16 protein-coding genes and 1 pseudogene are annotated in these 20890 nt (G+C 68.9%); 4 read left to right on the top strand and 13 right to left on the bottom strand.

Translation table 11 applies throughout. The annotated features are described in order from the left end of the window. Nucleotides 1-44: 44 nt before the first annotated feature. Nucleotides 45-818 carry a phosphotransferase gene (locus HJD23_RS30115; RefSeq protein ID WP_240980855.1) on the top strand — a complete coding sequence of 258 codons (774 nt, stop codon included), beginning with the start codon at nt 45-47 and terminating at the stop codon, nt 816-818. Nucleotides 819-1220: 402 nt separating this feature from the next. Here the strand turns inward: HJD23_RS30115 and HJD23_RS30110 are convergent, their stop codons facing one another. Next, nucleotides 1221-1484, bottom strand: coding sequence for a hypothetical protein (locus HJD23_RS30110; RefSeq protein ID WP_171110842.1), 264 nt, complete (start codon nt 1482-1484; stop codon nt 1221-1223). Nucleotides 1485-1804: 320 nt separating this feature from the next. Here HJD23_RS30110 and HJD23_RS30105 point away from each other — a divergent pair, with 320 nt between their 5' ends. Together HJD23_RS30105 and HJD23_RS30100 are read left to right on the top strand one after the other, a co-directional pair. Continuing rightward, nucleotides 1805-6094 (top strand): hypothetical protein, encoded by a 4290-nt coding sequence (locus HJD23_RS30105; RefSeq protein WP_171110844.1) that lies wholly within the window; start codon nt 1805-1807, stop codon nt 6092-6094. A gap of 264 nt (nt 6095-6358) precedes the next feature. Next, nucleotides 6359-7189: an RNA methyltransferase gene (locus tag HJD23_RS30100; protein ID WP_171110845.1), complete on the top strand. Its 831-nt coding sequence runs from the start codon at nt 6359-6361 to the stop codon at nt 7187-7189. A 10-nt stretch (nt 7190-7199) separates the two neighbouring features. Here the strand turns inward: HJD23_RS30100 and HJD23_RS30095 are convergent, their stop codons facing one another. From HJD23_RS30095 to HJD23_RS30040, 12 genes and pseudogenes are all read right to left on the bottom strand, one after another. Further along, complete coding sequence (locus HJD23_RS30095) at nt 7200-8201, bottom strand: glycosyltransferase (protein ID WP_171110849.1); 1002 nt, start codon at nt 8199-8201, stop codon at nt 7200-7202. Then, nucleotides 8198-9097, bottom strand: a complete 900-nt coding sequence (locus tag HJD23_RS30090; RefSeq protein WP_171110850.1) for a glycosyltransferase — start codon at nt 9095-9097, stop codon at nt 8198-8200. The genes HJD23_RS30095 and HJD23_RS30090 overlap by 4 nt, the downstream gene beginning before the upstream one ends. After that, nucleotides 9094-9849 (bottom strand): HAD family hydrolase, encoded by a 756-nt coding sequence (locus HJD23_RS30085; protein WP_171110852.1) that lies wholly within the window; start codon nt 9847-9849, stop codon nt 9094-9096. The genes HJD23_RS30090 and HJD23_RS30085 overlap by 4 nt, the downstream gene beginning before the upstream one ends. Further along, on the bottom strand, nt 9846-10868 hold the full coding sequence (locus HJD23_RS30080; RefSeq protein WP_171110853.1) for an NAD-dependent epimerase/dehydratase family protein: 1023 nt from the start codon (nt 10866-10868) through the stop codon (nt 9846-9848). Before HJD23_RS30080 ends, HJD23_RS30085 begins: the two co-directional genes overlap by 4 nt. Nucleotides 10869-10978: 110 nt before the next feature. Continuing rightward, entirely contained in the window at nt 10979-12202 is a 1224-nt protein-coding gene (locus tag HJD23_RS30075) for a polysaccharide pyruvyl transferase family protein (protein WP_171110854.1), read from the bottom strand. Further along, a complete protein-coding gene (locus tag HJD23_RS30070) occupies nt 12199-13254 on the bottom strand; it encodes a glycosyltransferase (RefSeq protein ID WP_171110855.1) in 1056 nt (351 codons plus the stop codon). The genes HJD23_RS30075 and HJD23_RS30070 overlap by 4 nt, the downstream gene beginning before the upstream one ends. Next, the gene (locus tag HJD23_RS30065) at nt 13251-14252 is read right to left on the bottom strand and encodes a glycosyltransferase family 2 protein (protein WP_240980854.1); all 1002 of its coding nucleotides are present in this window, start codon (nt 14250-14252) and stop codon (nt 13251-13253) included. Before HJD23_RS30065 ends, HJD23_RS30070 begins: the two co-directional genes overlap by 4 nt. 38 nt (nt 14253-14290) lie before the next feature. Further along, complete coding sequence (locus HJD23_RS30060) at nt 14291-15001, bottom strand: phytanoyl-CoA dioxygenase family protein (protein WP_171110857.1); 711 nt, start codon at nt 14999-15001, stop codon at nt 14291-14293. Next, nucleotides 14998-15991, bottom strand: a pseudogene (locus tag HJD23_RS30055) (NAD-dependent epimerase/dehydratase family protein). Before HJD23_RS30055 ends, HJD23_RS30060 begins: the two are co-directional and overlap by 4 nt. A 603-nt stretch (nt 15992-16594) precedes the next feature. Then, entirely contained in the window at nt 16595-17467 is an 873-nt protein-coding gene (locus HJD23_RS30050) for an aldo/keto reductase (RefSeq protein ID WP_171110859.1), read from the bottom strand. Beyond that, nucleotides 17401-18612, bottom strand: a complete 1212-nt coding sequence (locus tag HJD23_RS30045; protein ID WP_171110860.1) for a cupin domain-containing protein — start codon at nt 18610-18612, stop codon at nt 17401-17403. The genes HJD23_RS30050 and HJD23_RS30045 overlap by 67 nt, the downstream gene beginning before the upstream one ends. Nucleotides 18613-18700: 88 nt before the next feature. Beyond that, nucleotides 18701-18862: a hypothetical protein gene (locus HJD23_RS30040; RefSeq protein ID WP_171110862.1), complete on the bottom strand. Its 162-nt coding sequence runs from the start codon at nt 18860-18862 to the stop codon at nt 18701-18703. Between the two features lie 502 nt (nt 18863-19364). On the opposite strand from HJD23_RS30040, the gene HJD23_RS30035 reads away from it, so the two are divergent. Continuing rightward, a complete protein-coding gene (locus HJD23_RS30035; protein ID WP_171110863.1) occupies nt 19365-20798 on the top strand; it encodes a helix-turn-helix transcriptional regulator in 1434 nt (477 codons plus the stop codon). The last annotated feature ends 92 nt before the right edge of the window (nt 20799-20890 follow it).

The raw sequence follows: 20890 nt of genomic DNA, 5'->3' as shown, positions 1-20890 counted from the left end.
TGACAGACCGCTCCCTCGCCCCTCTTCACCACCACGCCACCTCCGTGTTCCTCGTCGACGTGGAAGACGTCGTGGTACGCGTGAGCCCCATCTCGCAGCAGCAGAACCTCGCGACGGCCGTCTCACTCACACGCTGGCTCGTCGCGAACGGGTTTCCGGCGACAGAACCCGCGGACGTGCCCCAGCCGGTGGCGTACGAGCCTTACGCCGTTACGTTCTGGCAGCACTATCCCCAGCCCACGCACGGCCGGCCCCCGACCGGCCGGTTGGGGGACCTTCTACGCGCCCTGCACTCCCTGCCAGCCCCGCCTGTGACGCTGCCGCAGTACCAGCCCCTTGCCTCGCTCAAGGCCACCGTGGAAGCCAGCACGTATCTTGGGCCCGACGTGCGAACGTGGCTCATGGAGCGCAGGCACGAACTCCTGAACACTTACGCGGGGCTCGAGTTCCCCTTGGGCTACGGCCACATCCACGGCGACGCCTACCCAGGCAACACCCTCTGGGACGATCGGAGCATCAGGCTCGGGGACTGGGACGAGGCAGCGGTCGGGCCTCGCGAGATCGATCTGGCCAACACGTTCCAGGGGGTACGCTTCGGGCGCACCTCCGCGGAACTGGATGACTTCAGCCTCCGATACGGCTACGACATCAGGGAGTGGCCGGGTCTCCCGATCCTGGTCGGCATCCGAGACCTGCACACGCTCGGCTCCTTCATTCGGCGTGCAGATCGCGGAGACACGGCCGCCGCCGACCAACTGTCGTATCGCATTGAGACCCTGAGGAACTTGGACGGCCAAGCGAAATGGGGCTCGGCTTGAAGAGTTTGTGTACTCCAGTCGCCGGCCTCTGAGGGAGTAACCGCTTCCGATCGGACTCGGAAGTGAGGCTCAGTAATACTCGCAGTAGCTTCCTTCTACTTGCCCTGAGCCACGCCGTATGCGACCACACCACCTGTCCCGTGTGGCGTCACAGATGCAGCATGGGAACGGATAGCTCCTCTGCTGCCGGGTGTTAATGGACGGGGACGGCCGTGCCGGGGTCCCCGGCACGTGATCAACAGGGTGCTGTGGCGGTCACCGACGCCCCGACCGGTGCCCGGTTCGCGGTGCACCTGCAGGAGCGGGAGGGCGATCGCGTACGACTCCGCCTCCGGCAGGCTCCGCGTCGTGCCAGGCATCGACGCGGAGCCCCTCCTCGTGCTCCGGCCCAGCCCGTGGGTGTCAGTTCCTGTGCCTCAGGCGCGCGTACCAGGCCTGGACGCGTGCCCGGACCAGGGAGGCGACGACAAGCACGGTGAGCCGGAAGCCCTTGTCCAGCAGGAGGTCCGTCACCAGCTTGGCGACGGGGTGAGTCCACAGCTCGGCGAGGGCCGGCGCATAGTCCAGCAGGCGGCGCAGAGCGGACGGCAGCGGCGAGCCGCAGACGGTGAGTTGACCCAGGGCCCCCGCGCACGCGGAGAGAACGGATCGGAACGGACGGAACATGAGTACCTCACCAGGTGTCGATCGGCGAGGCGTGGCCACACCCCGGTGGAAGCCGGCGTGCGTCTGATGCTGCTGAGGGCGTCGCGACGGGCGAAGCGATCCGAGGTGAGCTTCTGGGGAGAAGGAAAACCCGCTGGTCAGGGCCGGGAGGACCGAATGGGATCGAGGTCCACCGCAAACTGGGTGGCGCCGCGCGGCGGTTGCACTGCTCTACCCTGGCGTTCCGTCTCGCATGGGGGTTCTCGATGGCGTCAGGGAGCACACGGCGCACACCACGTCCGGCCGACCGGGACAGCGGACCCGGCACTGCGCCCGGCGTCGTGGCAGCACGGCTGCTGAAGGAGCTGATCGACCATCAGCTGCTGCTGTTGCGCAGCAAGCGGCAACTGGACGAACAGCAGGCGACGGACGCCCTGCGGGAACTGATCCGCCAGCAGCTCAGGAAGGACCGCGAGGCCCGCGAGCGGAAGGGCCTGCCCCGGCTGCTCGGCCGGATGACGGTCGTCCACCCGGTGACGTTCCAGCGGCTGTACACGGAACTCGAACGGCCGGACGCGGAACTGGGCAGCGACCGGCAGGCACTCGTCGAAGCCGTGGCCCACCTGTGCGCCGAACCGCCCTTCCGCGGCTTCATCTCAGGCTCCCTGGCCGGTGAACTGAAGAAGGCCGGCCAGCTGCTGCCGGCGTCCCGCCCCTCGGGTGACGGCGGCTGGGCGGGCAAGGAGGAGCTGGAGGCGGCCAGTTCGGCGGCACTGGGAGCGGCCGACCGGCTCGACGACGAGGCCGACGTCAGCCTGAGCCAGGTCTACATCACGCGGGGCTGTGAGGAGCGCCTCGCCCGGAGATTGCTCACCGGCCTGGCCCGAGCGCACCGGGCGCCCCGCGTGGAACTCGTGTTGGGCGAACCCGGCACCGGTAAGACCAGCCTGCTGTGGAACCTCACCACGCGGCTGACCGGCCGCTATTCCCTACCGGACCCGAGGGGCGGAGAGAACACCGAAACCCGGGACGGCGAACCGCGCGTGCGCAGTCAGCCGCTGCTGCTGCGCGCCGACGACCTGCTGCTGCCCCGCGAGACTACGGACCTGCTGACCCTCTTCGACGGGCTGCTGCACCAGCCGAAGTACCGCGCCTCGGTGATCGTCCTCCTCGACAGCGCGGACGTGCTGCTGGCCGACGACCACGGGCGGGCCGTTTGCCGCGAACTGGTCGAATGTTGCGCGGAGTACGAGGTGCCGCTGGTGATCTCCTGCCGCACCCGTGACCAGGACCTCCTGTACGACGTCCTCGGCACGACCCCGTCCGCCGTACAGGAGCTGGGCGACTTCCGCTTCGGCGGAGAGGCCGAACACGCCGTCGACGCGTACTGCGCGCACTACTACCGCGGTCAGGCAGCGGCACGCCGCCGCGAGGCGTACGACGCGGTCATCGGCGCCGCCGTCCGCGGTCTGCCGATGCGGGAGGTCGTGGCCCGGCCACTGACCCTGCGGATGCTGTTCGAGGTCTACGCCCCCCAGGTGCCCACCACGGAGATCGACGCCGCGGGCCTGTACGACGCCTACTGGACGAAACGCGTGGTCGGCGACCGGCGCCACGGCAGCGCCGGCACCATCGACGCCGACGATCTGTCACCGGCGGCCGAGGGCGTGGCGAGGATCATGCTCCGTGACGGCGGCGTCGCCGTCACCTCGGCGCACGCCGTCCGGCTACTCGGCACCGCGGCCCCGCGCCCGCTGCCGGTCACCGCCCCCGCCGCCCTGACGGCCCTGCACCGCCGAAACGTCCTGACCGGAAGCGGCGGCCACGACGGCTCGAGCACCCGCTTCTTCCACCAGACGCTGTACGAATACGCGGCCGGGCGCTGTCTGGTCTCCCTGGTGAACGCCCGTCAGCAGCCAGAGATCTTCGAACAGCTGGGCAAGCGGCTGGAGGCCACCCCGGATGACTTCCTGCGTTCCGTGATCGCGGAGCAGGCGATCGTGCAGGGCGTCCGGGACGATCGGGCGGCGCGCCCGGCGGCCGCCGATCTCATCAAGCGGCTCGTCACCAGCGACAACCAATACCTCCAGATCATCGCCCTGCGGGCCTACGCTCTGCTGCCCTCGGTACCGCACGCGGTCAAGGGGATGATGCACAGCTTCCTGCCCGGGGCGCCGCTCGCCCTCGTCACGACCATGATGGAGCTGCTGCCCACCCGCCGCCACACCGACGCCCGGCGCGTCACCGAGGACCTCTTCACCATCCTCAAGGACCGTCCACAGGTCCGGCGCAAGGCACTTGACCTGCTGTGCCGGTTCGCAGGCATGGACGGGCCAGACGACGGGACAGGAGCGGCCACAGCGGTCAGGGACCTGCTGCGGGACCTGTGCACCCGTCCCCAGGAGTGCGTCAACCGCGCACCCGGCACGGGCGCGTCACGGGGCTGCCCTGCGCACACCTGCCTGTGGTCCTGGCTGCTGGGCCTGCCCCTGCAGGAGGCCACCAGCCATGGCAATCACGCCGTACGCCTCGTCACTGCGATGGCTTCGGCCGAGCCGGACTGGGCAGCCGCGCGCATGACCGAGCTGCTGGACCTCGCCGAGCACCACCGTTCCGCGCGCTGGCTGTGGCAGTGCATCCCGCCCATCAGCGCCCATCGTCACCTCAGCGGCTGGGGTCCGCTCATCGAGCGCGCCGCCGTGCTGGCGGAGAGACTCGGCAATCCGGACCGGATCCGCCGCCAGAACCGCCCCGCGGCGTTCGTACGCAAGGCCGGCACCGCCTTCGGCACCGCGCCGGCGGGCCCCAGCAGGGACGCCGCCGGCGAGGGCTTCGAGAGCGAGGAGCACGAGCAGCAGGAGGCCCACGTCCTGCTCGCCGCGCACTGGGCCGCGACGCTCGCCGATGCGCCGCCCATCGCCGTGTTCGACCAACTCGTGGATGTCGGCGGTGTCTTCAGCGGCACGCAGATGCGGATCCGGGCACGCGTCGCCGCTCTCGGCGCCCGCCTGCGCACCGCCAAGAGCGGTGTGCCCGAGTTCCTGGACCATGCCGTGGCCCGCTGCGGGGACAGCGACCAGATCGACGACGTCGCGGAGACCCTGCTGCCCGCTCTGCTCCGCTCACCGGGCGACGAGCCCGGGACCCGCTCCGCTCGGGACTGGTGCGCGCGGCGGCTCAAGGAGATGAGCAAGCGGTCACCGGGCACTCGCCCGAACCGCGCGGCCCGTTTCGCCGCCAGCGGCCTGCACCCCCTGCCCGCCGCCGAGATCCGGGAGATCGTCAAGGGCGCCTGGGGCGGCGGCGCGGGCTGGCAACAGGCCCGTCTTGACCGCGTGTTCCTCGAACGCGACAGCGCCACCCGCCTCCTCGCGCCGATGGTGGCCACCGACACCACCGGCCGCGGGCGGGAGTCGAAGGCCCTACGACGATGGAGAGCCCTGGAACAGGAGCGGACCCGGCAAGTGTCCCTCGGGGCCAACGACTGGCCGTCCTACGGCGACGGCGGAACCTGGGACAAGCCGGAGCGCAATGCGGTCAACAGCATCCTGCGCGCCTCCCTGCGCGACCACGCCCCGGCCCACCCCGACCTCGTGGCGCACGCCCTGGCCGAGGAGGTCGCTCTGGCCGACATTCCATGGCTGGCCGAGCTGGTCAGCCAGGCCGCCGACCATCCCCACGTCGACATCGCCCACACCCTGCTGATGCGTCACGGTCCCGAACTGGCCGACTGGTGCGAACGGCTGTGGACCGGGCAACAGGCCTTCCCCGACGACAAGACCAGGAAGGCGGCGCTCCGGCTGTGGGGGGACCTGGTCTGGATGCGTGCTGCCGAGCGGCCCTCCCTCACCGCGCAGGCCGACCTGCTGACCGAGTACCTCAACCCGACGCAATGGCGGTCCGGCCTGGAGATCCTGGCCCGGTGGAACGCCCACGGCGTCAGCGAACTCGCCGGCCCTGCGGGCGAGGACGGCTGGGACAAGCTGGATGCCGCGCTGGCGGCGATCGCCCAGCTCCCCGCCGGCCACCCCCAGGCCGGCCGCTCGCCCACCGCCGCCGCGCTGCGCTTCCACTGCCTGTGCCGCTTCGCACCCATCGGCGAGGCGGTCGAACGCGCGCACACGATCGAGATGGCCACGGAAGCCGTCCACGCCGCCGACACGACGACCCTGATCTCCACCACCGGCTTCCTCGTGGAGCGCCTGTGCCTGGTGGACCCCTCCGCCGCGGTCACCCTGACCATCCTGGTCGCCGCCAGGACGGCGCAGCAGGGCAAGCACGAGGGCCATCACGTCAAGAGCATGGTGCATCGCTGGCCGCACCCCCTCAAACACCTGGTCCGCGCCACCGGCTACGCCGACCTCGAACGGCTCGTACGGGGTCTGTCCGGGGGCCCGGCGCGCATGCTCCTCAACGTCCTCGACCTGGCCGTGGCCCTGCGCCGCCACGACCCCGTGCGCGACGACGCGCTCCGGTGGCTCGCGGACAGCCCCTATCTCGCCCAGGCGACCATGCAGCTCCGCGACTCGGCCGTAAGACACCGCCGGACCCCGCTGACCGACCCCGCCTGGCCCGAGGCGCTGCCCGGCGCCGACGACCCGGAGTACGCGGACACCACCCTCAACCGGTGAGGTCCGGCCGCACCGTGTCGGTCGACTCCACGATCAGCCGGGCTCACCAGCACACTGCCGACGACCGCAACAAAAAAAGAGGGGAGCCGAGGCGGGGGACGAACCGGAAGATCCGGAACGCGCGACGGCTCAGACGAGACGCCTGACGCAAGCGAACGGAGACGCACTGCAACGATCTGGTCCGTGTAACCTTCAGGGTGCCCAGTGTTGCGTTTCACCTGGGACGACCGGGTTAGCAACAATCTTCTTCGGCTTGGAGGACGGGTGGCAGTCCAGCGGATCTCGACCCGCAATGCCCGTTTCCAGCAGCTGCAGACGCTGCTCAACAACCGCACCAAGCGAGGGCGTGCCAAGGAGTTCCTGGTCCAGGGCGTACGTCCGATCACGATGGCTGTGGAGCACGGCTGGATCATTCGCTCCCTGCTCTACGACGCCAGCCGCCCACTCTCCCGATGGGCGGAGGACCTGCTGCGCAGTGCCGGTGCCGAACGCGTGGCGATGGCGCCACAACTGCTAGCCGAGCTCAGCGAGAAGGCCGACGGGGCCGCGGAGGTCCTGGCGGTGGTCGAGATGGCACCGGACAGCCTGTCGCGGATCAAGGTCCGCGACGACTTCCTCGGTCTGGTCTTCGACCGGCCCACGCAGCCCGGAAACATCGGAAGCATCGTGCGCTCGGCCGACGCGTTCGGTGCCGACGGGCTCATCGTTACGGGGCACGCTGCGGACCCCTACGACCCCAAGTCGGTGCGTGCCTCCACGGGATCGTTCTTCGCCGTGCCCGTGGTGCGCAGCCAGTCGCACCACGAGGTCATGGAGTGGCTGGAGAAGGAGCGCGCCCAGGGGCGCCCGGTGGCCGTCGTGGGCACGGACGAGGACGGCGACGCCGACGTCTCGGAATTCGACCTGACCCAGCCGGTCCTGCTGCTCATCGGCAACGAGACCGCGGGCCTCAGTGCGGCCTGGCGTGAGCTCTGCGACCACGTGGTCAGCATTCCGATGACGGGCTCGGCCAGCTCCCTGAACGCGTCGAACGCCGCCTCCGTCGTTCTCTACGAGGCGCGCCGTCAGCGTCTCGCGAGGCAGCGTACGGCGTGATCTGCCGAGGTCACGTCCAGACCTTGCCGCTGACCGCTCTCTTGTAGACCGCGAGGTATTGGCGTGCGATGGTGTGGTGGCCCCATCGGTCCACCGCTGTTTCGCGCACGGCCTGTGCCGTAGGCAGCGATGCCAGCACCCGCTTCGCGTCTCGGGGCGTGATCTCTTGCCGGACCGGCAGAACCACGCCGACACCGGGGACGATCTCGGGCAGGCAACCGTTGTCGCTTGCGATGACCGGGGTGCCGCTGGCGGCGGCCTCCGAGACCACGGTGGCGCCGGGTTCGATCCATCGTCCGCTGAACGGTCCTCCCCAGGGCTGTGACAGCACGAGCTGCGCTCGGGCTCGTGCGATCAGTCGGGTACGGGCGCTGCCGCCGACCTCGCCCACGTAGCGGACGGTGTGCGGGAAGTCCGCCAGCAGAGCGTCCAGGTAGTCCTTCTCCCAGGCTGGTCCGGCGACCGTCAGCGGCAGGCCGGCGGCGCGCGCGAACGCGGCCGCCTCACGTACGCCCTTGTGTGCGGAGACGCGTCCCAGGAAGAGGAGGTAGTCGTCCTTCTCTTCCTGGAACGGATATCGCGAAGGGTTGACCGGCAGCCTGATCACCGGGGCCGACTCGGACCCTGCGGCGGTGCGTTGTGCCCGGGAGAGGTACACGCTGTTGATCTGACGCTCCGGCACGCCGTTGAGGTGGTGCGTGCTCACAGTCGGCCTGAGTCCGTCGGGTGGAAGTACGGCGGCGTTCGAATGGTCGTGGACGACGTCCGGGGCGAACGCCTCGATGGCGACGTGGATGTCCGTTGTCTCGACCGCGGCGGACACCGTGACACCGTCCTGTACCGGACTTCCAGGGGCTCCGAGCAGCAGGATCTCGCACCCGGCCTCCAACAGCCCGTCCATGAGCGTTGCAACGACCCATTGGATGCCGCCGTAGCTTTGGGGTGGCACGGTGATCCACTCGGTGGGGTTGGCCCCGTACCGGTAGGGCGGAATGACCATGGCCACCTTCATCGGTCGCTCCTGGACTCGGTGTCGGCGGCGCCGGCCCGGCGCCGCGTGATGGCCTCCCAACAGACGCCAAGGAGGACGCTCACGGTGTAGAGCACCGCGAGGGCGGCCCGCACTGGACGGCCACCGTCTCCCGACCGGTTACGGTCCCATTCCTTCCTGATACCACCCTGCGCGTCGTTGCGCCGTGTTTCGCTGCGCCCCTGCCAGAAGGCGCGGCGCAACAGATAGGCAAGGGTCAGCCGATGGGCGGGGATCAGGTGTCGGACCTCGGCGTCGTGCAGGACCGTCGCGGTGGCGCCGCGGGCGGTCATCTCCCGTACGAAGGTGGTGTCCTCGGCGGAAGTGAGGGAACTGCCGATCCGGCCGAGGCGTTCGTCGAAGGCGACTCCGAGCAGGCGGGCGTGCTCGGAGTCGATGGCGAAACTGCCGCCCCAGATCGTCGCCGGCCGGCCAGGGGCGTGGGACCCGAGGTAGTGCAGCTGACCAGAGGTGAGGAACCACGGGCGACGGCGCCCCTGAAGATGGGCGGTGATCCGCGTCCCGGTGACGTGTGCTCCGGCGGCCAGCGCGGCCCGCATCTGTGTCAGGGCCTCGGCGGTGGGGACTATGTCGTCGTCGAGGAAGACGAGGTGCCGCGTCGTGGCCTCCTTCATGGCCTTGTTGCGGCTGTAGGCGAGTCCCTGGTTCTCCTCGTTGCAGATGACGCGGATGCAGGACGGGGGCAGCGAGGAGTTCGCGGGCACCGGCGGAAGCTGCTGAACGGGCATGTCCGCGATGATCAGCAGGCGGTCTCGCGACCCGATCGCCGCGGCGGTACGAGCGACAGCTCCCGGCAGGCTGTCGGGGCGGTTGCTGCAGATGACGATGGTGAGGGGCAGGTCGGCGCCGAGACTCACGGGTGCACCTCCTGGCTCGGCCATGGGCAGCGCTCTTCACGACCCACGGCCGAGAGCACATCGGCCAGGTCTCCGAGGGCCGCGACAGTCCAGTACCTCGCGCTGCCCTCAGCGGTGTGGCTCTGACGGATTTTCAGTTCGCGGTAAGCGGCCACGATCTCGGGATCGACTCCCGCTGGCGCACGCCATCCGCCGTCGACGTTGACGATCGCTGCCGAGCAGCCGAGAGCGAGTGCCGGAGCAGCGTCGTGGTCGGTCCGGTCGCCGACGACCACGGTGTGTTCCGGCTTCCAGTTCAGACGGTCCAGGGCCCACTCGAAGAGCCGGGGGTCGGGTTTGGCGTAGCCGACGAGGGAGTCGAGTGCGACCAGCCGGACCTGTTGCTCGATGCCCATGGCGCGCAGGGCGGAGAGGCATTCCAGGGGCTGGTTGGCGACGATGCACACCTCGTACTCCCCGGCAAGTTGGCTAAGCGCGTCGACGGCTCCAGGGATGGGCTGGACGAGCGAGGTCCAGCGTTCACGGACGCATTGCCAGCTCTTCGTGCCGTTGGGCGGGAAGAGGCTGGGCGGGGGTGTTCCAGGCGTGCGGTGGCGGTAGAAGTCACGCACGGCTTGGAGGAAGGCGTCCATGGTGAGGGTGGGATCGTCCTCCTGCGCAAACTCCCAGACTCCCTGGAGCCAGGCGAGGTCGAAGGGTTCGTCGTAGTAGAGGACGCCGCCGACGTCGACGGCGAGCGTGCTGGCCGTCATGACGTGACCGCCCGTCCCAGGGCCCAGGTGAACCACTCGGGCTTGTCCGCGGTGTAGTTCTCGATGCTGAGGGACGTCGCGGGTGCCACGGGGCCGTGCTCGCGGGCCCAGGCCGCGGTGCGGCGCAGTCCGTCAGTGAGCGGGGTGTCGGTCCAGTCGCCGAGCGCCCTACGAGCGAGGCTGTTGTCGGTGTACGCGGCGTGGACCTCGTGGCGGGCCGCCAGGTGCTTGATCGGGTGGTCGGGGACGCCCATCGCGGCGCGTACGGCGTGCGCCATGTCCAGCACGGTGGTGGTCTGTGAGGAGCCGACGTTGAAGACCTGGCCCCAGGCGCTCGGCTGGTCGGCCGCGGAGAGGAAGGTGCCGACGATGTCCGGGGCGTAGGTGAAGGCGCGGACCTGGCTGCCGTCTCCGTACACGCTGATCGGCTCGTCACGCATGATCTGGTTGAGGAAGATGGCGACGGCGTTGCGGTAGGGGTCGCCCATGTTCTGCCGCTCGCCGTAGACGTTGTGCATGCGCAGCGCGAAGTACGGCAGGCCCTGCAGCTCCATGGTGACTGCGAGTTCGCGCTCCACGGCGAGTTTCGCGTTGCCGTAGCTGTCGGCCGGGACGGGGTGCTCGTCCTCGCGCATCGGGACGTGTCCGTGGCCGTACACGGCGACCGACGAGGCGAAGCCGAAGAACCTGACCTTGGCGGCCAGCGAGGCGTTGATCAGGTTGATGCTGCCGAGCACGTTGACGGAGTAGTTGTGGTGCTTGACGGCGTGGCTGATGCCTTCGGCGGCGAAGGCGGCCAGATGGTAGACGCCGTCGAAGCGGTACGAGGCGAAGAGTTCGGCGACGGTGGCCTGGTCGGCGACCGAGCCGACGACGAGGGTCCCGCCGGCAGGCACGTTCTCGGCTTTGCCGCCGTCGAGGTTGTCCAGGACTACGACGTCGTCGCCGCGTTCGATCAAGGATGCGACAAGGTGGGACCCGATGAAGCCGGCGCCGCCGGTCACCAAATGCGTGGGCATGGTTGTCGTGTCTCCCTTTTCATCAGTCGGTCCCCGCTGGTGTCCAGGAGCGGTTCACAGCGGGTCGTGCGGGATGCGGTGCAGACGAGCCGTGTGTGGAGCTGGGGAGTTCAGCCCGCGAGGAGCCTGTTGATCTGGGCGAAGTCGCTGCGGGCGCGGTCCGTGATCAGCGGGAGCCGCTGCTGCAGGGTGGTGCGCAGCACGGTCGTGTCGGTGTCGTGGACGATCCGGTCGATGACGGTGTTGTCCTGGGCGAAGGCCCGGACGTCTGCGTGGATGTCGTCGACGTCGACGGTGTCGCCGTAGGTCTCGGCGAGCACGCCGTTGAACTTGTGCGAGTGCCCGATCGCGATCGCCGGGACGCCGCCGGAGAGCGCACCGATCGCGGCGTGCAGGCGCTCGGAGATGACGAGTTCGGCGTGGGAGAGCACTCCCTTGTAGTCGGATGCTGTCAGTGCGCCGGGCAGTGCCATGACCTGGGGCATGCCGGCGGCCTCGGCGATGCGGGCCGCGAGGATCCGGTCGTCGTTGTGGGGCCGGGAGTCGTGGCAGTGCGGTACGAGGAGGACCGGCATCTTCCGGGTGCGGACGAGAGCAGTGGCCAGTCGGGTCAGTGCGGCTGCGTGCTGCATCTCCCCCAAGGCGCTGAACCGGGTGATGCCCTGGCTGGGGGCGAGGCATATGTAGGGGTCCTCGGGGGTGAGCCCCAGGGGTCTGAGCACGGCCGACGTCCGCTCGTCGGTGGCTGTCGGCAGCAGGAAGGCGGGGTCGGAGGACAGTTGCACGCGGTGCTCGGGAAGACCGAGCTTGCCCACGAGGTAGCGGTGGGAGACGCTCTCCCGGACGGTGAGCAGATCGCACCGGTCTGCGACCGTGAGCCATGCCTCGGCGTCGGCGGGATCGCCGAAGGGGCCGACGGACTGGCCGATCATCGCTGTCGGGATGTCCCGCTGCTGCGCGGCGGTCAAGGCCCGCAGGTACGGTGTGGAGACCCCGTAATCGGAGGTGTGCAGGTCACCCCCGGTGGCGATGACCAGATCGGTTTCGGCGAGCAGCTGTTCGCTGCGTGCGATCAGTTCGGCAGGGCTCTCCTGAGGGCGCATCTGCTGCCAGGAGCGGGAGACGACGAAGGGATCGGCCACGCAGCGCGCAGTGGTGGAGGCGAGGGCTTCCTCGTCGAGCGCCGGTGTCTGGGTGAGGACGGTGACCCTGTTGCCTCCTTCGCTGTTCAGTTGCTCGGCGATGGCGTGGGCCAGGGCCTCGACACCCCGGCTCTCGCAGCTGGTGATACCGGTGATCAAGACGCTGGACACAGCGGACCTCACAGTGGTCATCGGGTGAACCGCATGAGTTCGGCCAGGAGGGCCTGGTAGTTGAAGCGCTCGTGGACTCGGAGCTGGACGGCCGCCAGGCGCTCGCGGTATCGAGCCGGCTCGCGCATCATCCGGGAGAGGGTGTCGGCCGTATCGTCGCCGAGCAGGAAGAGTTCCACGTCGTCGCCGTAGAGTTCGGACAGGTAGTCCAGGCCCGGCCAGAGCGCGGTGATGCTCCCCGAGGCGAGGGTCTCGAACATGCGGGGGGTCAGGAGCCCCATCTGTGCGAGCAGCGGACGGGCCAGCACCGGTGTGATCGCAGCCTGGGACATGGCGGCGACCACGTGCCCGAACGGAACGGGCGGCGCCACCTCGACACCGTGATCCTGCATCCAGCCGGGCTCGTTGGTGGTGGCGGTCAGGTGGTCGGGATGCGGGTCGCCCGTCCACCAGCGTCCACACACCCGAATGCGCTCGATCGGTGGTTCGGCCGCGGCCGCGGCCCGGACAAGGCTGGTCATCGCCTCCCAGCGCCACCAGTTCGAGCCGACGTACTGCAGCTCGTACGCCAGGGACCGTGGGTCCGGGAGGTCCGTGGCGAGGCGGATGATGTCCGGCATGCCGAAGTAGCTGAAGAACTCGGCTCCGTCGGGGAGCCGTTCGGCAAGGCGGGGCTGCAGGATCACGTCGCTGAGGTCGGCATACAGCTTGTGCCAGGACTCGATGGTGTCCGCGCCCGCGTTGTCGTCCAGGTCGGCGGTGACGTACGGGCCCCAGTGGCCGTCGGGGTCCAGGATGATGCGCCGACAGCGCGGCACGGTCTCGCACAGCTCACGCTGCTCGGTCGAAAGGAACTGTCGGCCCTCGAAGACGAGGACGAGGTGGGTGGCCCAGGTGAGATCGTCCACGAGCGGCAGGTGGACGTTCACCGTGCCGTCCGGGCGTGACAGTTGGCTTGAGACGCCGACCTCGCATCCCGCCTCTGAGGCGACCCGGGCGTACTCGGCGATCATGTGACTGGAGCCCGCGTGCCAGTGGAATACACCGGCGAACAGAATCCGGGGTGTGGTCATCGCGCGCTCCTTGCCTGCGAACGACCGGCACTGACCGTCTGCCGGCCGAGCTGGCGGTGGGCGCGGCGGCGGGCCCTGATCAACGGTGCACGGCGCGCGAGCCAGCACACGGCTTCTGCGGTCTCCCACGTCCCGCGCCACCAGCTGGTCACCCCGCCCACGCCACGCCCACGCAGATCGTCGTTCAGCCACCGACCGGCCAGCCGCAGCATGGGCAACGCGTGCCAGTCGATGTCGGTGAGGAGGTAGTAGTAGCGATTGCGGCGCATCTGGATACGCCGGTAGTTGCTGCCCGCGGTTCCGCCGCCACCGAAGTGCTGTATCCCGACGTCGAGCACGAGGGCGACGCGCCACCCCGCCCAGCGGGCGCGACGGCACAGATCGGTCTCCTCGTAGTACGTGTGGAAGACCTCGTCGAAGAGTCCGACGGTGCGTAACAGCTCGGCGCGGACGAAGAAGGCTGCCCCTTGGACGTAGGCGTGCTCCAGGGTGTTCGGAGCACGGCCTTCGGGCGGGCTGGCAGGTGAGGGGTGGTTCGGCCAGTCGCCGGCGAAGGCGTGCTGCTCGCCCCAGCGCAGAGCTGTCTTCGACCAGTCGTTGTACGAGCCCAGAGCGGTGCCGCCCGACTCGTCGTACTCGTACTGCATGGGACCGACGACGCCGTAGTCGGCCCAGGCCTCCATGAACTCGGTCAGATCGCGTACCAGCGACTTCGGTGTCTGGGTGTCCGGGTTGACGAGGAACACGTAGTCAGCACCGTCGTCGAGCGCCGCCCGCATGCCGATGTTGTTGGCGCGGGCGAAACCGACGTTGCTGCGGTTCTGGATGACACGCACCTCGGGGAAGCGGTCCTCGATGAACGCCGTGCTGCCGTCGTTGGAGTCGTTGTCGACGTACCAGACCGTCAGGTCGATCCCGGGGGTGTCGCTGTCCACGAGTGTGGCGAAGCAACGCTCCAGCCAGCGGCGCTCGTTGGTGCCCACCGTGATGGTGGCCACCCTCACTCTCGGGCTCTGGCCAGCGGGGTTGGGGCTGGTCACGGCAGCTCCAGATCAGCGGGGGCGAACTCGATGACGATGCTGCGCCGGATCCGAGCCGAGCGGTTTCGGCGCGAGGCGTGGGCAATGCGCACGTCGTGTACGGCGACGTCACCGGCCGTCAGTGGGAGGGCGTGGACCGGGCCGCGGGCCTGGAGCTCCTCCGCCTCCTCGTCGTCGGGCGCCAGGTGTGAGCCGGGGATGAATTCGAGGCATCCGTTGTCCGCGTCGGAGTCGTCGAGGAAGACGCTCAGGTTGCACACAGTGTGCGGCGGAACGTCGGTACGGTCCCGATGCCAGGGCACCGGGGCGGCCACCCCGGGCAGTTTGACGATCATGGCGCACGCGGTGGCACGCACGGGACCGCCCAGGATGGAGGCGGCCATCAGGTGCAGGGGACCTTCGTCGGTGTAGAGCCGTGCCACGGTCGGGGAACCCTGGTTCTCCAGGTTGTGGATGCGGTAGAGGACGGGTGCGTCCATGCCGGCGGGCGTGAAGTACCAGTAGTCGTCCGAGCGGAACCCGTCCTGGGTGAAGCGCCGGATCAGGTCGTCGGCCTCGGTCCGCAGGGCCTCAAGTGCGTTCCCTGTGATCCTCTGGCGCAGGACCGCGTAGCCGTCCGTACGGAAGCCCTGGAGCCCGTCGTCAGGCCGGTGGTTCCGTAACGGCGTCTCGGCAGTCTCCGCCTGACGGAGTGCGTGTCGCGTCATCGTTCCCTCGCTGCGGTGTCGTTGAGCTGCGTGGCGAACCAGTCGATGGTGGTGCTCAGTCCTTTGCGGGGGTCGGTCTCCGGCTTCCAGCCGAACTGCTCCCAGGCGAGGGTGATGTCCGGTCTGCGGCGCCCCGGGTCGTCGACCGGTCGGGCGACGAACTCGATCGGGGCGGCGGACCGGCTCAGGTCCCGCACCAGATGTGCGAGGTCCAGGACCGCGGTCTCGGCGGGATTGCCCAGGTTGACGGGACCCGGGTGGCTGCCCGCGGCGACGGCGAGGATGCCCCGGACGGTGTCGTCGACGTAACACAGCGACCGCGTCTGCGAGCCGTCGCCGGTGACGGTCAGCGGCTCACCCGCTAACGCCTGGCGGATGAAGGTCGGTACAGCCCGCCCGTCCTCCGCGCGCATCCGCGGCCCGAACGTGTTGAAGATCCGTACGATCGCGGTGTCGACGCCGTGTCTGGTGCGGTAGGCGGTGGTCGCCGCCTCCGCGAACCGCTTCGCCTCGTCGTACACGCTGCGCGGCCCCACCGGATTGACGTTGCCCCAGTACGACTCCTGCTGCGGGTGCTGGAGCGGGTCCCCGTACACCTCGGAGGTGGAGGCGAGCACGAAGCGGGCCAGCTTCTGCCGAGCCAGTTCCAGGGCGTTGAAGGTTCCGAGAGAACCGGCCTGCAGCGTCTCGATCGGCAGACGCAGGTAGTCCTGCGGGGAGGCCGGCGACGCAAGGTGGAGTACCAGATCGACCTCACCAGGTACCGGGATCGGCTCCGTGACATCGTGGACGAGCAACTCGAAGGCAGTGCGCGACGTTGTCCCCGGTGCTCGTAAGGAAGTTGTCGACGCACACCACCTCGACACCGCTGTCGAGCAGCAGGTCACACAGGTGCGAGCCGACGAACCCACAGCCGCCGGTGACGACGGCACGCCGGATAGGGCCGCCCCAGTTCGAGTGCGGGCCGTTCCTCCATCGGGAGGTGTCCATAGCGCCTCATTCTTCGTAACCAGGTTGAAAAGTGGCATGACTTGCCTACGTGCTGGTGTGGCGAGAGGTGCGACGGGCTCAGCAGCGTCCTGCCGGGCAGGCTTCCGCGACGGCAGGACCGTCGGGTTGCGTACGGATCAGCGCCCACAGGGGCTTGCCGCGCGGGTCCGACGTCCAAGCCCGCTCCGGGGTAAGTTCACCGGCGGCTCGGCCAGCAACCCCGACGACGCCATCGTCATCGATCGGCCAGGCTTCGGACTCCACAGCGCCGAAGTCCCCCGGGGCCCCGTAACGGCGTTGCGGGCCAAGCCGGTTGTGACTGGACCATCGTCCGCGACGGTATCCGGGCCCCACTGGCCACTGAAGCAGCGGCCGATCGAGGCTGCTGGCCAGACTGACAGCGACCGACCCAGCCGTCAGAGAGCACCGGGATCGACACGTCCTCGTGAACTTCCCGGTGTTGAGCGTCAAGGTCATCGTCTGGCACTCGCCAGACGTGGTCCCTTGCCTGAGCACGGCTTCACCTCCGTCGGGAGCCACCGCGAGATGTGGAGCCTGCGCGGTTGGCCCGCACTCCACGATGACGGCGAACCGTCCACCTGCTTATGAGCGTTTATGAGCGTCCTGCCTTGCCCCGCTCAGCAGGAGGTCTCGGTACTGGAGGACCGCCTGTTCGTCCACCTCGAACGTCAGCGCGTCGACGAGTTCGCGAAGGTGGGCGGGGTCGTCCGTACCGACGGCGACCGCGCTTACCGTCGGGAGGTCGTAGGCGGCCCTGAAAGCTGCCTGCATCTGGGGGACGGGGCCGGGAGGGTCCCGAAGGAAGACGCGGGCGTCGAAGCTGCTCCATACAGGGTCGTGCGCGTTTCCGCTGAAGGGGCTCATGCCCCACACCTGGGTGTTGTGATGGCTCCACTCGCGTGCAAGCGACTCCGCCGCGCGGAGGGTGTGGACGCCAACGAGTAGGCCACACCTGACCATCAGGACGGCCGGCTTGGTCGCGGTGGCGTCGATCGCATCTAGCAGCGAATAGGGATCCCAGGTGGAGATGCCCCAGGCACCGCAGAGCCCCTTGTGCATGGCGTCTTCCAGTGCCGCGCACGCCTGGGCGAGAGTGTCGCGAGCAACCTCCGTAGCGGTGTCCTGGAGGCTGCACTCCGGGTTGTGCAGGAAGACGAGGTCGGGTGCGCGGCCCAACTCATGGTTCGTCTGTTCCAGCGCCCCGATCAGGCGGGCCGGATCGAGTGAGTGCTCGGCCCCGCCTGGCCGTGGGAAGAAGCCGACCTTGGTGGAGATCGTGAAGCGGTCGAGTAGGCCGCGCCCGATGTCCGCGAGGATCGTGTGAGAGGCGAACCCGCGGTAGCTGAAGGCCGTGTCGATCGCGGTGATCCCCAGGTCGAGCGCGTTGGTCAGTTGGTGGCGCTGGTGACGAGATCGGTGTAGCCCGAGAACAATTCTGCGGTCAGGGGCGCGCACAGCTCCTCCTCCGTCAGGATCTTCGCGACCTGTTCCACGTCGGCACCAACCTGGCTGGCTGCCTCCGCGATGTGCACCGGGTGGCCGCTCAGCAAGAGCCGCAGCGCAGGGAGCGCCTTGACCGCGAAGGTCAGCTTCTTGCGTGTTGCGACGACCTCGACCGCGTCGTCGTGCTCCACGATGCGCGGCGGGAAGTTGGTGATGCAGACGACGGACGTCAGGGGGCCGAAGAAGTCGACGTACGGCACGTGCCGGGGCGTAGCGACTTCCTGTTCGCGGGTGGCCAGGAAGTCCGCGGGGCTGCGTGACCCCATGAGCGAGACTGCGGCTTCGGCCAACTTCCGCTGCTGGGCCTCCTGTTCGTCCGTGCTGCCCCATCGGTCGAGGTCATGGCGGAAGATCTCGGTCTCGCGGGACCAGTCGGCGAGCCAGGACAGCCAGTTCACCCCGGTGCGCTTCTCGAACCCGAGCGTCATGTGCAGGCTCTGCCCGGAGCCGCTTCCGTTGCGGGTGGCCTGGTGCCAGTGGCCCCGCGGGATGTGCATGACGTCGCCCGTCTTCATGGTGCCGGCCCAGATGATCTCCTCGCTCGGGGAGTCGTTGCGTGCCGCGTCGCGGTACATCGGGTAGGGGCGTGAGATCCCACGGACCTCCCACTCCTTCTCTCCGGCGAGCTGGACGATCACGACGTCGTGGTCGTCCCAGTGGAGCCTGAAGCCGGCGGCCTCGTTCGTGGTGAGGTAGATGTTCGCCTGGACGTGCTCGCGGGCCCACCACTGCAGGGCCCGGCAGGCCACCTCCATCGTGGGATCGAACACGTTGGACTGGTCCAGGACCATCGTGGCACCCTCGCGGAGCAGGCCCGCCAGGAGCCGCATGTTCACCATGTCGACGCTCTGGCCGCGGCGGCTGACTTCCTGGTTGAGGTACCGGCTCGGGTGCAGTTCCTCTCCGTCGCGGAACATGCGGAACTGCGGGTGGGCGAGGGTCCGCCGCATAGTCATGTCCAGCAGTCGCTGTGGGGTCAGCATTCGCTCGGTCAGCGCGGTGTCCGTGAGGCTGCCGCGGGCGAAGGCTCCTCCGAGGCCCTCGGGGCCGTTCCACCCCAGCGCCTGCTCGATGCCACGTATCAGTCGGTGCTCCATGTTCTCCCCATTTTTCGGGTGGAAACGGGCTGCCCGGTACGGGGACCGCGCAGGATCACACGGTCCCCGTCCGGTCGTGTGCTGGCTGTTACACGGGATGGTTCAGGCCGTCGCCACCGGGCCACGGGCCGTCACCGCCGCCGCCCTGCGACGGGTCGGAGGCGCTGGTGTCGTTGCGGTCGTGTACGGCCGTCAGAACCTCGACGGCCACGAGCAGGCCACCAGGCGCCGGGGGTGCGTTCTCGTTCACCGCGTACTCCTTCCACTTCGTTGCCCACCGGGGGCTCCGATGGGCGGTCCTGGGGGTCAGGTCCAACCTGGGGAGCTGTGCGGCTGGAACTGCAGAGGTCGGGCCAACGCGTTGCCGGGCACTAGGCGTCTTCCTGCACCAGCCCTCGCTCACCCCCGTGCCCAACCTGCTTCAGGCGGCGGGCAGTCGCACATCACGGCCGTGATATCTCTTCGGTGATCCAGTGGGTTATGGACAGCGCCGAACAGCGGCGTCGGGCCTCCGCACCGGACTCCCTTTGGGCCGGGCAGAGTTCAACCGAGCCTCGGCTGGTGGGTTTGGACGCTGGGACCGCGCGGCAAAGTAGATCTGCGGGACGTTGAACAGCTGGAGATGCGCCTGATCACCTAGAGGTGAGACCGGGATGGCTGGCGAGGTGGAGCGGCACTGCTCGGTGTGCCGTGCGACGCTCAGCCGTTTCAATGCGGGAACGCGGTGTGGGCCCTGTCAGAGGGGCGGCGCAGTGCCCCGGGTCGAGGAGGGGTTCTGGGCGGATCCCGCAGTTGAGGCAGCAGTCCGGGCCTGGGACCTTGGTGTGGTCGTGCGGCTCTTCCGTCAGCACACCGGCCTCTCACAGGCAGCAGTCGCTCGGCTCGTCAACATTGATCAGGCCGAGGTGAGTCGGCTTGAGCGGGGCCGGAAGAAGATCCGTGACCGCCGCCAACTTGCCCAGTGGAGCGAGGCTCTCGGAGTGCCCGTTGGACTCCTGGGTGCGCTGCCCGACGCAGACCGACCCTCGTCAACCGCGGACAGCTCCCGTGGCCGCCTCGCCCTTCAGGAAGGACCGGGGCAGCTCCTCCTGCCGGCAGGGCGGAACCTGCCGCCCACGGCACTTCCCACGCTGACCGGGTCAGCGGCCTCCTTACAGAAGGACGCCCTCTGGCTCACGTCCAGCCGGGAGGCCGAGGCATGGAGTCGGATGCCGCTCAGGGCGCTGTTCGCCGTGCGCCACGGCGAAGTCGGGACAGAGCGGCACTTCGTCATGGACGTGCGCGGGGGCGACCGCGACCAACTGGGCAGCTCTTTCGCGATCCCCGTGGCATACGAACTCGACGATCTCACCTACGGAATCCTCTGGGCCACGGCAGGGTTCGACTCCGCAGTCCTCGGCGACGACGCAGCATTACACGGGAATCTCGCTCTTCTGTCCCAACCCCGGTTAGGAACTGACAGTCGGCCGATCGCTGCTGATGCCCTCACTGACGGTTCCCAGATGCTCGTCGGCTCGCGAGCGTGCGCCCGCTTCATCCTCGACCAGCGCGATGAGCTGGCCGGCGATCCGGTCTTCTGGACCCGCGAACAGCGGGGGGAGGAGGCTGCGACCTGGCTACTCTTCGAGCATAAGCACCGCTACCTCCGGACGATGGCTCCCACGCGTGCACACGACGGCGTCGGACGAGCCTTCTGTATCCCCCACCAGGAGGTCGTCGCCTCGCCCTTGTACGAGCGCGTGTTGTTGTTCCTTGCGATCGCGTTGATGGAGTCATACGGCGTCACGACCTGGGTGACCGACGAGGCGGACCTCCAGCAGACGGAGGGCTTCGCGCTTGTGCCGGGACACAAGGCCGCCATAGCGACCTGGGTACGGGCCGAAGGCGCTCCACAGACTGCTCTGATCGCCGGGGCGCGTTCGCTGCGAGCCTTCGCGGACATCACCGGGCACGCGCGAGCCCACACCGTCACCACGGGAACGACTCCCGGCGAACGCCTGGCGGCGACTTCGGACTATCTCGGCCTTGACCGTGCCTGGCTGATCCGCCGCTGTGGAGAGCTTGCCGCTGTGGGCACCACCGGGCTCGCCAGGCCACGAAGTCGCCACCTCAGCCTCGATGCCCTGGATCGGGCCTGCGCATACGTGGCAGTCGAGTTGCAGCGCCCGAAGCTGGCGCTCCTGTAGGGGCGACCCGATAGCCTGCTCGGAAAGATCTCCGAGGAAGAGATCCAACCAGGCTGAGCCGGATGGGAAGTTGGAGCAATGGCGGGCGTGAC

The organism is Streptomyces sp. Z423-1 (assembly GCF_013009255.1).
GTDB classification, from domain to species: domain Bacteria; phylum Actinomycetota; class Actinomycetes; order Streptomycetales; family Streptomycetaceae; genus Streptomyces; species Streptomyces gossypiisoli.
This window is presented reverse-complemented; position numbering and strand designations above follow the sequence as displayed.